The sequence below is a fragment of the Gemmatimonadota bacterium genome (assembly GCA_026705765.1).
Taxonomy (GTDB): domain Bacteria; phylum Latescibacterota; class UBA2968; order UBA2968; family UBA2968; genus VXRD01.
In genome coordinates, this window is the sequence record JAPPAB010000158.1 from 1 (window position 1) to 14,930 (window position 14,930).

Sequence of the window (14,930 nt, forward strand, 5' to 3'; positions counted from 1 at the left end):
ACGAGGATACGGTGCCACGCAAGGCGATGCTAACGGCATGGATCGCTACGGGTGTGTCCTGCGGGTTGCCTAAGAACCAGCGCGATGGGGTGATGTCGCTTTTCCCGCGGCTGCGAGAGAAGTTGCGTCCCGAGCGGGCGCATATTGTGCCCGAGAATTTCGACTGGCTGTTCGAGAGCGATTATGAGCCGAAATGGCCTGAGACTTTTTTGGGAGCCATTTAGTATAGAGGAAGATCAATGCGTGCAGTGATCCCGGGGACTTTTCTCTTTGTAGTAATGGTATGTGGGTGTGCGAAGGATGCGCCACAGCCCGTGACTTCCAAAGCGATATATACGGGCGCAGAGGCGTGTGCCACGTGTCATCAGGAGACTTATAAAGAATGGCAGGGGTCATTGCATCAGCGGTCAATGCAAGTGCCTTCGGTCGAGACTGTGCGGGGAGATTTTAGGCAGAACAATACATATACGTATAGGGGAATGACTTCTCGAATGTTTGTGCGGGATGGGACCTATTTTATGGAGACGGATGGTGCGGATGGAAAACGAGAAGTCTATCCCGTCGAGTACGCAATCGGAGATCGGGATACGCAGTGGTATTTGACCACGCTCGGGGGTGGACGCATTCAGGTGCTGCCGGTCTATTGGGATGTTCGGGAACAGACGTGGTTCGATCCGGTGGAGGGGCTGTTCGACCATCCGCAGGGATTTGCGCCGAGCGATGTCAATTACTGGACGAATTTTGGGCGGAATTGGAACTTCCAATGTCACGATTGTCACGCGAGTCAGATTGAGAAAAATTACGATCCAGAGACAGGTACTTACGCGACGCGCTGGACGGATTTGAGCATCAATTGCGAAACATGTCATGGGTCTGGAGGCCAACATGTGGCATTCTGGAAAGCGTTGCCGGATCAGGTGCCAGCGCGGGATACGACACTGGTAAATTTGCGATTTTTGAGTTCGGAGCAGTCCGTGGAGGTCTGCGCACAGTGTCACGCACACAAGCGAATCATTGGGGAGGGATATCAGCCGGGCGATCCGTTTTACGACTTTTACGAATTGGAAGTGCTGGATAGCGAAAAGTTCTGGGCAGATGGACGCTACCGCGAACTGAATTACAACACGCTGGCTTTTTTGATGAGTTCGTGTTATACGGCGGGGCATCTGACGTGCGCTGGTTGTCACGATTCTCACCACCTGGGTCCCGTGAGAGCGGAAGGCGAGACGCGTGCTGCAACCTATGACCGGGTGTGCTTGAACTGCCACAGGATGGATGTGGGAGAGCCTATTGAAAGGCATAGCAATCACGAGACGGTGGGGTGCGTGGATTGCCATATGCCTCCTGTAGAAGAGGTGAAACGCATTGGGATATACGACCACCGCATCCTGTCGCCAGTACCGGAAAATACGGTTCGGTTTGGTATTCCAAATGCGTGCAACGAATGCCATAGCGATCAAACGCCCGACTGGGCGGCGAGCTGGGTGAAGACGTGGTGGGGTTCACAGGCAGAGGAAGTGGCTCAGGCCGAAGCAATTGTTCTGGGACGGATGGGGGATCCAAAGGCTCTGGATGGTTTGATCGCGCTTTCGAAAGACCAGAGTATGGTGTTGCGGGCTTCGGCAGCCGTGTTACTGGGCAGGCAGGCAGATGAGAGGGCTGAAAAGGCTTTGATAGACGCTCTGGACGATCCGCATCCGATGGTACGCACCCGGGCTGTAGAGGGATTGATGGTTTATGGAAGTGATGTGGGTATCGAGGCCGTAGCCGAGCGGCTGGATGATCCTTCGCGCCTGGTGCGCATTAGGGCGGCTTCGATGCTGGAGGGTGTGAATCTATCGCGCGATGAGGATAAGCTATCGGAAGCTCTGACGGAATATCGATCAATGGTGGCAGATCTTCTTGCCGACGATCCAGAGACACAGGTACAGGTGGGCATTGATGCATTGCAACGGGGCGATGATCGGGCCGGGGAGATGGCATTTCGACAGGCACTGAAGGTCTGGTCCGGAATGCCAGATGCTTATGCGGGGCTTGGTACCGTGTTTATCAGGAACAAGCAATTCTCGGAGGCGGTAAAGATGTGGCGAGAAGCAGCGGCAAGGGATTCGGCTCTGGTCGCACCTTTGCATCACGCCTGCGAGTTGTGGGAGGCAGATATTAGGAATGGGTTCAGAATGCGACCTGGCACAGCCCGGGATTACACCGACCTGGGGGATACATATACGCTTCGGGATTCTCTGGATGTGGCAATCTACTGGTACCGGAAAGCCATTGAATCGGATCCAAATTATGCTGTACCTTATCACAATCTGGCACTGGTCTGTGCAGAGGCTGGGCGGGAGGTGGAGGCAGAGGCAGCGTTGGATAGATACCGACAAATTGCGAAAGATGCGAATGCTGTGCGCGAGTTGGAAGTGTTGATTCGAGAAAGAAAGCAAAGGCCGGATGGATAGGCATCAGGAAGGAGGATGCTGTGAAGGTTCTGAAATGGATTCTATGTGCGATAGGGATTGTGGTGGTGGGAGAGGTTTGTGCTGCCGATCAGGTGATGTTGAAGTTGCAGTATCCAGAAGGGCGAATCGCGCGCTATAAGAACAAGTATCGCCTGGACTATTTTAGCGATAAGGCAGAGATGATTCTACGAGAAGGCTCGTTTACTATGCAGGGGTATGGGGAATGGCGGAGCCGAGAAATGGTGGTTGAAGGGGGCGATAGCGTGAAAGTGACTGCCAGCGTAGATAAGGCGGGGAGCCAGGCCATATTGACGGGTGAGCGATTGACCTATGAGCAATTTCCCTATACCCTGGATTTGTTGAACGACCTTTCGTTTGCCTGGGAGATTGCGCCCGGGGAACAGGTGGGTGCGTTTGGCCCCGATTTCCCGGCTTTCAAGGCTAAGCGCAAGGATATGATTACGGATTTGCGGCAGGTCTGGATGCCCGGTCTCGCGCCCGTGCTGCCCGATCAGCCAGTGTCGGTTGGGGATACCTGGGAGGGCGAACAGCGCATTGAGGTGCCGTTTTACGATTTCGATGCCGGGTTAGAGCCGTCGCTTGTGCAGTTTACCAGTGCGTATAAGCTGAAAAAGATTAAAAAGCAAAAAGGGCATCGGGTGGTGGAGATTGAGGAGGAGCGCGAGGTACATTACCGAATCTGGTTTCACATTGAGGTGTTGTCGCTGGTGATTGACGGCAAGGGATCGGGGAGTGCGGAATGGGAGATTGATATCGACCGCGGGCTTGTGCTTTCCCACAATATGAAGATCGGTCTGGGATTGCCGCAGGTGCGTATGGCAGGTGATCCAAAGCCTATTGATGATATCAAAGCAGAGATTGAATTGGTTTTTAGCCGGAAGCTGGATAAGCTGGAGAAAGAATAATGAGCCTGGCTTTTGATACATCTGTTGCAATTCAGTCAGCCGACCGGGGCGTGACCGCCCGCGCTGTATTGCTGGGCCTGGTGCTGGTCTGTGCAGAGGTCGCGGTGATTACATTTTCCGAGCCGGTGGCGCGGTCGTCTTCTATGAACGTGAGCCACTTTCCCGTGGGATTTTTCATGTGGTTTGTGGTTGTGATCCTGGGTTTGAACCCGCTTTTGAAATGGATTTATCCGGGGTATATGCTCTCGCGTTCAGAGCTTTTGACTGTTGCTGCGATGGGATTGATTGGGGCACATATTCCCGGTAGCGGTCTTTTGGGATTTTTCCTGGGGGTGCTGGCTGCGCCTTATTATTTTGCCTCGCCAGAGAATCAATGGGAAGCTCTGTTGCATCCGACTATCCCTTCGTGGTTGGCGCCTTTGAATGAGCGCGGTGCCATGCAGGGTTTTTTTGAGGGGTTGCCCTCAGGCTCAGTGCCGTGGTCTGCCTGGATTATGCCGTTGTTCTGGTGGATGTGTTTGATTGGGGTGCTGACTTTTGTGCTGCTGTGTATGGCGGTGATGCTGAGAAAGCAATGGGTGGAAAACGAGCGTCTGGTCTATCCCCTGATTTCACCGGTGTCCGATCTGATTGAAGATGACGGCGTGGGGGGAATATTGTCAGGTCTGATGCGGAATAAGCTGTTCTGGTTCGGATTTGTTTTGGGTTTTGGACTTTTGGCATGGAATTTTGTGTGGTATTTTTGGGATGCCTGGCCCCGTATCAACTTTTTTGGACGCAAAGATCTGGTATTTATCGATGGCTTCCCCGCGATGACCAACCGGGTCAATTTGTACATTATCGGGTTTGGCTATTTTGCCAATCTGGATGTGTTGTTTAGCCTCTGGTTTTTTTATCTGGTATATTGGGCGCAGAATGGGATTTTCAATCGCATTGGTCTGGATTTGGGTCCGGGAACGGGTGCGGCGAGTGCATGGGAAAATCTGGGGGCATTGTTCGCGCTGGTCTGGTGGGCATTGTGGACGGCGCGGCATCATCTGCGGGATGTGGTGAGAAAAGCGATCAATGCGAAGTACGGGGTGGATGATTCGGGTGAAATGGTGTCTTATCGGACAGCCGTAGTGGGGGTGATTCTGGGGTCGGGATTTTGTTTGCTATGGCTGTGTATGGCCGGGATTGAGTGGTACATCGGCGTTCTGTTTTTGCTCGCGCTATACGGGGTGTGTTTGGGGCTGGCAAAGGTGGTGTGTGAGAGTGGTTTGCTCTATCTGGCATGGGGAGTGAGTCCGCAGACATTGGTGACCAATTTTTTGGGGTCGGCATCTATGGCGGGGGGGACGATTACGACACTGGCATTTACAGAGGGACTGTTTTTTCACGGCAAGGGTATGTTTATGTCGTCTCTGGCCAATAGTGCGAAGATGGGTGATCTGGCCGGTACCGATCAGAGGCGGCTGGGCAAGAGCATGGGGTTGGCGCTGTTGGTGGGGATTCCTCTGTGTATTTATTTGAGCCTGGGATGGGGCTATGAACAGGGCGCGTATAATTTTGGAGGGTTTCCCTTTCGCTATGGTCGCGATAGCGTGTTTGCGCGGGCTGTGAGCATGATGCAAAGCCCTCAGGGGCCAGCGTCTTCTCGTCTGATGTTTTTTGGGGTTGGTGTGGTGGGCATGACGGTGTTGACGGTGTTGCGATACCGCTTGCCCTGGTGGCCGTTGCATCCGATTGGATTTGCCGTGGGTGGAAGCGGTCGCGCTACGAAAGCGACGTGGTCTATTTTTATTGCCTGGGCGTGTAAGTTTTTGATTGTGAAAATTGGTGGTGTGACGCTTTATCGCAGGTATCGTCCGTTGTTTACGGGATTGCTTTCGGGGTATTCGCTGGGGGTTGGGGTGTCGTTTGCGGTGGATGTGTTGTGGTTTATGGGCCGAGGACACTGGATTCATTTGTATTGAGGAGGAGTGATTTTGAAAAGATTTGGTTATGGGCTAATGGTGTGGATGCTATTTGTCTCAAATGTTGAGCCGTCACAGATGGACTCGGTGCTGGTCGATATTATCAAGGGCAATTATTACGGGGCAATGGTGCGGTGCGAGGATGTGATCGCAGTTGATTCAACAGCGGCGGATGCGTACCGATTTTTGGGATGGCTTCAGATTGTGACGAGGCAGGGCGATTTGCAAGAGGTAGGGGAGAATTTGCGGCGGGCCATTCATCTGAAAATTGAGGATGCAGGAGCGCATAACGATCTCGGCGTTGTGTATTTTTTTCAGCGTAACTACAGCCCGGCGATTGAAGCATTCAGGCAGGCGGTCGCGCTAAGACCCGATGAGACAATGTTTTACCGAAATCTGGGTTTTGTAGCTGAATTGGCGGGGGCGTATTCCGATGCGGAAGAGGCGTTTCAGGCTGTTTTGGAGCGAGACCCGACGGACGATCTGGCGGTTTACGGATATGGGCTTGCGCTGGTCAGGCAAGCGCGTTATGACGAGGCGCTGGAGGCATTTCAAAAGGCCGTCCACATGTTTTCGGATCGCAAAGAAGCGCATTTAGAAATTGGACAACTCATGATGATGCACGGCAAGTATGCGTCTGCTATATCTGCGTACAAACGGGCGACAAAAATCGATTTTGAAGATCCCAAAGGTCATTATGGACTGGCACAGGCTTATCAGGTATCGGGCGATTCGCTATCGGCGCGGCATGCGTGGGAGTCGTTTAAGTTTTTTGACGAGCGCCATCGGCATGCGGTTCGAGACCAGTATGTGTTGCCCGCGCGATTTGATAAGGTAGCCGATTTGCTGGATTTCGGAGACAGGTTTGTGAGATTGGGGCATCACGATAAGGCTATAGGGGTTTATCAGCAAGCGGTCGCTCTGGTGGAAGATCCAGATTTGCCGTGGCGGTTTAGTCCGGAGGTTCCCGTGGTGTATCTGGCTCTGGGACAGTCCTATCAGGCGTTGGGGGATGTAGAGCGAGCGCGGCGGTCTTATGATGCGGCTTTTGCGCTGGGTGAAGGGGGCCTGGTATCTGACGAGGCTTTGAGGCACAGGACAGATATGTTTTTGTGTGCCGATGGGTTGTCGCGCGATGTGGTGGAGGGATATGAGCGGATTGTGGCTATGGATCCGATTGCCTTTGCCGCGTTCTACATTTACGATCAGATTAGCCAGGCACAGGCGAAGACGGGAGATCTGAATAAGTGTATTTCGACCTATGAGACCAGAGCAGATCAGGTTGCGTATTCTGCGGGGTTGCTGGTGCGATTGGGGGTGGCACATGCGGTGGCGGGAGATATGGACGCGGCAAAGGCGTTGTACGATCAGGTGATTGGGGGGGCGGAAGATCCGCGCGAGTTGTATCTCCAGTTGTCGGTTCTCTATGGTCGGGCGGGGCGGAAAGCGGAGGCAGAGGCAATGGCGGCAAAAGCATCCGCAGATGTACGCAGATAAACGCAGATGAGTGTGACTGTACTTTCACAATTGGATGGGAGTATCAGTGATTAGAGTTATTGGCATTCTTTTTTTGTTTTTATGTTCGAGTTCTGTTGCCGCAGAGCAATTTGTGGAGGTTGCAGAAGCGTCTGGTATATCGTTTGTGCATCGGACCGGTGCGAGGGGGAATTGGCATTATTTGGAGACTATGGGGTCGGGCTGCGCTGTGTTTGATGTGGATGGGGATGGGGATTTGGATCTGTATTTTGTCAATGGAGAACACGGGCAGGCGGGCGGCGAGAACGCGCTTTATCGAAACGATGGTGGATTTCGTTTTTCGGCTGTTCCAGGCGCGCTGGGTGTGGGGTATGGTATGGGGTGTACGGTTGGGGATTATGACAATGATGGCGATCTCGATCTTTATACGACGGGTTATGATGCCAATGTGCTGTATCAAAATGATGGGCGTGGTGGTTTTGCGGAAAAGAAGGCGGGGGTGGCGGGCGGTGGGTGGTCTGCTGGCGCCACCTTTTTTGATGCGGATGGGGATGGCGACCTGGATTTGTATGTGGTGCGCTATTTGACGTATGATGTGGAAACCGATCCGGATTGTGAGCGGGTGGGCGTTCGCACGTATTGCGATCCGGGCTATTTTGAGGGGGCGCCGGATTTGCTTTATCGGAATGAGGGGAATGGAATATTTACGGATGTTTCCTTTGAGGCGGGTGTGGCGGATTCTTCGGGCAAAGGGCTTGGGGTGGTGAGTCTGGATTACGATGGGGATGGGGATACCGATCTCTATGTGGCGAATGATACGACGCCAAATTTTTTGTATCGCAATGTGGGGGGACGGTTTGAGAATGTAGGGATAGAGGCGGGTGTGGCGTTTAATGCGCAGGGCCGGACACAGGCGGGGATGGGGGTCGATGTGGGAGATGTAGATGGAGACGGGCGATCAGATATTTTTGTGACGAATTTTTCCTACGAGACCAATGCGATTTATCAGCGTGCGGGGGGCGGATTTTTCATGGAGGGAAGTGTGTCAACCGGAATTGCCGGGGTGTCTTTGCTGCCTCTGGGATTTGGCACTCATTTTTTTGATTATGACAACGATGGCGATCTGGATCTGTTTGTGGCAAATGGGCATATTTTCCCAAATGTAAAGGCGTTTTCCAGGGCGGAGTCCTATTTACAAGCGGATCAAATATTTCGCAATGTGGATGGGCGATTTGAGGTGGTTAATGCGGGCGTTGAAACGCCGGGGGTGAGTCGTGGGTCGGCGATTGGCGATCTGGATGAGGATGGCGATCTGGATCTGGTGGTGTTGCATTCGGGGCAAAGGGCGCGGGTGTTTCGCAATGAATTTGAGAACTCGGGACACTGGATCGTTGTAAAGCTCGTGGGAGGTATGGAGGGAGCGGAAAGCGGGTTTTCAAATAGGGACGGGATTGGGGCGGTGGTGCATGTAAGCGCGGGGGGAAAGATCCAGGTGCGTGAGGTTCGGAGTCAGTCGAGCTATTTGTCGGCGAGCGATTTGCGGCTTCATTTTGGGCTGGGCAATGCGCGTCGCGTGGATCGAATTGAGGTGCGCTGGGTGAGTGGCCGCGTGCAGGTGTTGGAAGATGTTGAGGTGGATCGCGTTGTGGTTGTGGAAGAGAATTGATGTATTTAGAAGGAGGCTACTATGGGTGATGCACGGAGAGATGCGCGGTTGTTGTGGGAACTGGATGTGGAAGGTGTTGGCGGGCAGATGGTTGTGGCGGATGTGAATGGGGACGGAAAGCAGGAGTTTTTGTTGCGGCAGAGTCCGGGGCAGTTGAAGTCGGATCTCTATATTGAGCGGGGATGGAATACGGATGAGGAACGGCGTTTGTTCTGTATTACGGCGATTGATCAGGAGGGCAATCAGCTGTGGCAAGTGGGCGAACCGCATCGAAGGGCAGATCCTTACTGCTCGCATGGAGGCAATGATTTTCTTACTGCTGATGTGGATGGCGATGGGAAGGCGGAGGTGATTTCGATTGTGTGGGATGTGCTGACGGTTTTTGATGGGGAAACGGGCGAGGTACAGGCGCAGAAGAAGTTGCCGGCAGATAATTTTTCTCAGGTGAAGGCCGGGAATTTGAAGGGTGATCCGACGCGGCAGCAACTGGTGGTGAAGGTCAATGATGGTGCTTATCCGCCTTATGAATACGGCAATCCGACTTATGTTCTGGATAGCGATTTGTCGGAGTTGTGGATGACGCCGCATTATCACGGGGCAGGGCATGCGCCGGTGTTGATCGATGTGGATGGCGATGGGTGTGACGAGATGTTGATCGGGTATAATCTGGTGGATAGCGATGGGACTTTGTTGTGGTCGATTCCAGTGGAAAATGCCACGGCGGAGCATGCGGACAATATCAATCCGACGGATCTCGATGGGGATGGGGAGATTGAGATTGCGTATTCGGGTAGTAGAGATTTTTTTGTGGCGAATACGCAGGGCGAGGTGATCTGGAGACGCCCGCACGAGCATTCGCAGAATACGACGGTGGGGCGTTTTCGCAGTGATATAGATGGACAGACGATGATTTTGAATGAAAAGTGGATTGGGATGACGTGTTATACGCCCGATGGACAGGCATTGTGGCAAAAATCCGGTGTGGGATACGCGCAACACGCTGTGCGCGGCTGGCGGGATGACGGGCTGGATCTGGTGATTTATGCCCCGGCTTTAAAGAGGCAACAAGAGGATGTGCCTTATGATAGCGAGCCGGAAGATACACATCTTTACTGGCCGTTTCTGATGGATGGGGATGGCAACCGGGTGATGGAATTTCCCTTTCGAGAGGATTTCAGACAGCCCAGACAGCGCATCCGGGGATTTCGTGCGTACGATTACGGGATTGGATATGGCGCGATGGTGTTGGATATGGATGGGGACGGAAGAGATGAGGTGCTGATTTACGACCGGCAGAAGATTCTGGCATTTGGCGCGCCAGCATAGCACAGGAGGTGTGCTGTGAGGAATCAGTGGATATTGTATCTTCTGTTTTTTTCTCTGCTTCATTGTGCAGGGAACACCGGTCTGCTGGATTCCGATTATTCAATTGTTAAAGGCCGCATTGCGTTTGTGGGACCGGGGGATTTCAGGACATTCAAAATTTTTGTGATGCGTCCCGATGGCAAGGGGTTGATGAGGCTTACGAGAGAGCAGGGAGGCTATACCAATCCCTCCTGGTCTCCGAATGCGCGACGCATTGTATTTGCTTCAAACCGGGATGCCGTGGGAAATTTCGATATTTATATTTTTAATCTGGAGGATGGAGACATACAGAAGGTGGTCGATTTGCCCGGTCCCGATCTCGGTCCAGTCTGGTCTCCCGATGGTGGAAAGATTGCTTTTCAGGCGCAGAAGGATAATAGGGATAGATGGGATATCTACACGGTCAACCTCGATGGGACGGGATTGCAAAATCTGACAAATTCTCCCAGTAGTGATGAAGCTCCGGACTGGTCACCCGATGGACGCAGGATTGCTTTTCAATCGCGTCAGGGGAATAATATCGACATTTTTCTCATGGATGCAGATGGTTCTAATCGGGTCAGGCTTACGGATTTCAATGGTGTTCAGAATATTCATCCGGCCTGGTCGCCTGATGGAACGCGTATTGCATTTGCGTCAAATCGGCACCAACCACAGGTGCGGAATCAGTTCCCTGAGTGCGAGATTTATACTATGGGTTCCGATGGGGCTATGGTGCGACGGTTGACCCTGGATGCGAGTTCTACAGTGGCTTTTTTTTCTCCTACCTGGTCGCCCGACGGTCAGAGGATTGCTTTTGAAGTGCGGCGAACCCACGAGAGACAGGGGGGCCTGGAACACAGGTTGATGATGATAAATGCCGATGGCACGGATTTGCATGAAGTTTCTGTGGATATGGAGGTCTCTGCGCCTCGCTGGTCGCCGAGGCAAACCGAGTAACGGAGATGATGTTGTGGAGGTCATTTAAGGAGGTGTCTTATGATGAATCGATGGGTCCTATATCTTCTATTTTGTTGTCTGTGTCCTATTCCCCTTCAGGGACAAGATACAGCAGAAGAGGCGGTTGAGAGGTTGAGATCTCTGCGAATGGCACGGAATCATAAAGATGGATATGTCGAGGGGAAAAAGCTGGTCGAACGGTTTCCGGATAATTTGCATCTGCGCGCCTGGTTTATCCATCACATGGCGGCGGAGAACAAAGAGGAAGCAGTTGCCGCCGCTGAAGAGATGGTCGCGTCTCCTGAAAATAGTGCGTGGGGTTGGGTCGCGCTTGCGAGCGCACTTAATCGACTTGGTAAAGAGCGCAGGGATGAGGCGCTTTTAGCCAGTGAAAGAGCCTTAGAGATGTTGCCCGACCATGCGGATGTCATCAATATAAGAGCAGATGTGCTGTATGGAAGTAATAAAGAGGATGCGATTACCTTTGTAGATGAGTATAAAACGCGGGTCGAGAATCCCGCCAGGCTTCTGGTCGTTAAGGGGAATGCCCTGTACTATACTTCTGAGAGAGGAAAAAACACTCAAAGATTCGAGGCTTGTCTGAAGGTATTTGCAGAAGCGCGCAAAGCCGATCCCGGTAATGCAAATGCCTATTATCGACCGGCTTATTATCTGTCTGTGATGCGTCGTTACGATGAAGCCTATCCACTATACCAGAAAGCGGCGCAACTGGCACCCACAGATGCAAGGGTGCATCAGCGGTTCTGGCGGGTGGTTGAGCGACTTAAAAATAAGTCTGAAGCAGAGAAAATTGCAGAGATTGAGGCTGATGCCGATGCGTTTGTGCAAGCGCGTGGGGGAGATGCGGCTTCTTTGCTGGCATTGTACAATGCCTATCGAAGTCTGGAACTCGAGGAAAAGAAAAAAGGGGTTGGAGATCGCATCCTCAGTACCTATGGCGAAAGTGCAGAGGCGGAATGGGTGCTGGTGTATCGCTATCGCGCGATGGAGGAGGATGCTGAAGAAGATTTCCAGGATCTCGAGCAAGAGGAGGCGTATCGAAACTTGTTGCGGGCGTTTATCGCGCGGTCCCAACACCATAATGATCGACTGCTGGGAGATGCATATCTGAATCTTTTCTTTTCCATTCGGGAGGATTCTACGGTATCAGCGAAAGAACTTCTGGATGTGGTACAGGGTATGGTTAAATATGAAAATATCAACCCGCATCTCACATTTCCAAGAGGTGCGATGACGCTGGCGGAACGCACGTCGTATTATCGAGAGGCTGAGCAGATTGCCCGGGATGGTGTTGCGGTAGCACAGGAATTTCTGAAAGACCAGAAGAAGTACTACGACTCAGAAGAAGATTATCAACAAGATATAAACTGGATGACCGGGTTGATGACCGATGCCCTCGGTTGGGTGTTTTTTCAGGAAGGGCGTTTGGAAGATGCCGAGCGAGAATTGATGCGCGCTTATGAACTGAATTCCAAAGATGAGGACACGCTTTACCATTTGGGTCAGGTTTATGAGGCGATGGACAACCCAGATCAGGCCGAAGTATTTTACAAAATGGGTATAGCCATCCCATCGTCGGGTAAAAATCCCAATGACCAGGCTCTAAAGTCACTTTATTTGAAGCGACACGGGAGTTTGGATGGGTACGAAAATTATTTAAAACCTTTAATAGCATCAGATCGAGAAACGCGAAAGCAGGAGGTCCTGTCTTCTCGGATTGAGGCTCCAGAGCCAGCGCTTGCGTTCAATTTGAAGACTCTAAAGGGTAAGCAAGTATTGCTAACTTCTTTGAAGGGCAAGATCGTGGCGATCAATTTCTGGGGGATATGGTGTGGATGGTGTGTGAAAGAGATGCCGGAGTTTCAGAATTTGTACGAGCATTACAAGGACGATCCCGATGTGGCGATTTTGACGATTAATAATGATCGCAATCCCGAGTCAGTACCGCCGTGGATGGAGAAGAAGGGTTATACTTTCCCGGTTTTGCTCGATGACGGATATGTGAATAAAGCGGGGATTCAGGGCTTTCCCACAACCTGGTTTCTCAATCGGGAGGGGCAGATTGCGTTTCTAAAGCGGGGATGGACAAAAGAATTGGAGGAGGAATTTGGCTGGCGGATCGAGGCGTTGAGGGGTATTGAGGTAAAATAAATGGGGCAGGTGCGAGACGATCGGTTTAAGGTTCGTGCGGTGGTACTGGGATCGTTTTTTGTGGTGCTGGTGAGCGTTTGGGCCACCTATTCTGAGTTTATTGTGCGGGCCTCCCGGTTGAACATGAGTAATTTTGCGCTGGCCCTATTTGTCCCCTTTGTACTGTGTGCCCTGATTGTGAATCCGGTGCTCAAAGCGCAAAAGCCGGAGTGGGCATTCGGGCGTTCGGATTTGCTGGTGGCGTTGGCGATGGGGTTGGCCAGTGCGGTGATTCCGGCGGCAGACGGACTGCCGGGATATTTGTTGGGGATTCTTGCGGCGCCATTTTATTTTGCGACACCGGAGAATGGGTGGGCACCTTATCTGCACAATCATATCAGACCGTGGATGGCTCCCTCGGAAGACCGGCAGGCGATGACATGGTTTTTTGAGGGATTACCGCCCGGACAGGCCGTGCCGTGGGGAGAGTGGGTTTTGCCACTGTTCTGGTGGTTGAGTTTTATCGGTGCAGCGGCGTGCGTGTCGATTTGTCTGGCGGTTTTGTTGCGACGACAGTGGGTGGATCACGAGCGATTGGTCTATCCGCTGGCGAATGTGGCGGTGGATCTGGTCTCGGCGCCAAAACACGGGATACGGATGATTGGGGGAAGGTTATTCTGGGCGGGGGCTGTGACGGGATTTGGGATGATTGCCTGGAATATCCTGTCGTATTTTTCTCCTGGAGCACCTAAATTTCCCACGGGCAGTTACCGGTCTGGAACGTCACTACCACTGGGCCGCAGTTTCCCTGGAATCAGGATCAAACTCAATCTGTTTACGATCGGGTTTGTGTATTTTGCCAACTTGGAAGTGTTGTTTAGCGTCTGGTTTTTTTATGTGTTGAATGTATTCCAGGTGGGTATCTTAAGACGGCTGGGATTTGGTTTGAATATCTCCGACAGTTGGGGCTCGTCATACGAGGTGGCTGGCTGGGAGGGGTTCGGGGCGTTGACCGTATTTGTGGGCTGGGGATTGTGGATGGCCCGGAGGCACTTTTACGCCGCATTCCGCAGTGCTTTTAGAGGGGATCGGAACGCCGGAGATTCGGACGAGATGATGGGTTACAGGGCGGCGGTATGGGGGATGTTTATAGGACTGGGTTATCTGGTGTTGTGGTTACACGCGGCGGGGATGGCCTATGGCGCAGCCATTCTGTGTGTTTTGGCAACGCTGGTGACGTATGTGGGAGTAGCCAAGATCGTGGCGGAGACAGGGTTGATTTACGTGCGCACCCCGCTGAGCGGTCAGGCTTTTACGATGGCTACTCTGGGTACGCGTACCCTGTCGGGGGCAACGATGACGGCGTTGGCATTTTCCTATGCGCTGATTTCCTACCGAGGACTGTTTATGCCCGGGTTGGTACACGGGACACGGCTGGCAGATTTTGTGCGTGGCAATCGACGCCTTCTGCTCTGGGCTGTGGTATTTGGCCTGGCGCTGAGTGCAATGGTATCGATTGCATTAACGCTTCACCTGGCTTATGTCCACGGAGCCTATCATTTTGATGTGTGGCCCTATCGAAGTGGAAACAAAGCAGCGTTTAATGCGGCAGTTGCCAAGATGAAGTCGCCACAGGGTACGGACAGTATTCGACTGATGCTGTTCGGTATCGGTGCCGCGCTGATGGGACTGCTGAGTTTTTTGCGTTACCGGTTTCCGAGGTGGCCGCTTCACCCGATCGGGCTGACCATTCCCGGCACTAATTTTACACGAGAACTGGCGTTTTCGGCCTTTCTGGTTTGGGCGATCAAGGGGTTGTTGCTGAAGGGCGGTGGAATGGTGTTGTACCGCCAATGGCAGCCTTTTTTTATAGGTCTGTTGGTTGGATATGCCCTGGCAGTAACGCTGTCTTTTGTGGTAGATCTGGTCTGGTTTCCGGGACAGGGGCATGTGGTGCATGTATTTTGAGTTCGGGTTTATTGATGGCGGGATAAGA

At 52.5% G+C, this 14,930-nt stretch carries 10 protein-coding genes; all 10 read left to right on the top strand.

The window, feature by feature from the left end; translation table 11 throughout:
• Nucleotides 1-224, top strand: a 224-nt coding sequence (locus tag OXH16_20020) for a hypothetical protein (GenBank protein MCY3683693.1), incomplete at its 5' end; no start/stop codon positions are given.
• A gap of 15 nt (nt 225-239) precedes the next feature.
• Complete coding sequence (locus OXH16_20025; GenBank protein MCY3683694.1) at nt 240-2,456, top strand: ammonia-forming cytochrome c nitrite reductase subunit c552; 2,217 nt, start codon at nt 240-242, stop codon at nt 2,454-2,456.
• A 20-nt stretch (nt 2,457-2,476) separates the two neighbouring features.
• On the top strand, nt 2,477-3,382 hold the full coding sequence (locus OXH16_20030) for a hypothetical protein (GenBank protein MCY3683695.1): 906 nt from the start codon (nt 2,477-2,479) through the stop codon (nt 3,380-3,382).
• Nucleotides 3,382-5,337 carry a hypothetical protein gene (locus tag OXH16_20035; protein ID MCY3683696.1) on the top strand — a complete coding sequence of 652 codons (1,956 nt, stop codon included), beginning with the start codon at nt 3,382-3,384 and terminating at the stop codon, nt 5,335-5,337. Before OXH16_20030 ends, OXH16_20035 begins: the two co-directional genes overlap by 1 nt.
• A gap of 12 nt (nt 5,338-5,349) precedes the next feature.
• A complete protein-coding gene (locus OXH16_20040) occupies nt 5,350-6,834 on the top strand; it encodes a tetratricopeptide repeat protein (protein ID MCY3683697.1) in 1,485 nt (494 codons plus the stop codon).
• 46 nt (nt 6,835-6,880) lie between these two features.
• Nucleotides 6,881-8,479, top strand: coding sequence for a CRTAC1 family protein (locus OXH16_20045; protein ID MCY3683698.1), 1,599 nt, complete (start codon nt 6,881-6,883; stop codon nt 8,477-8,479).
• Nucleotides 8,480-8,500: 21 nt separating this feature from the next.
• The gene (locus OXH16_20050; protein MCY3683699.1) at nt 8,501-9,805 is read left to right on the top strand and encodes a hypothetical protein; all 1,305 of its coding nucleotides are present in this window, start codon (nt 8,501-8,503) and stop codon (nt 9,803-9,805) included.
• Nucleotides 9,806-9,820: 15 nt separating this feature from the next.
• A complete protein-coding gene (locus tag OXH16_20055; GenBank protein ID MCY3683700.1) occupies nt 9,821-10,783 on the top strand; it encodes a hypothetical protein in 963 nt (320 codons plus the stop codon).
• Between the two features lie 147 nt (nt 10,784-10,930).
• Nucleotides 10,931-12,955, top strand: coding sequence for a TlpA disulfide reductase family protein (locus OXH16_20060; protein MCY3683701.1), 2,025 nt, complete (start codon nt 10,931-10,933; stop codon nt 12,953-12,955).
• Nucleotides 12,956-14,902, top strand: coding sequence for a hypothetical protein (locus OXH16_20065; GenBank protein MCY3683702.1), 1,947 nt, complete (start codon nt 12,956-12,958; stop codon nt 14,900-14,902).
• Nucleotides 14,903-14,930: the final 28 nt, after the last annotated feature.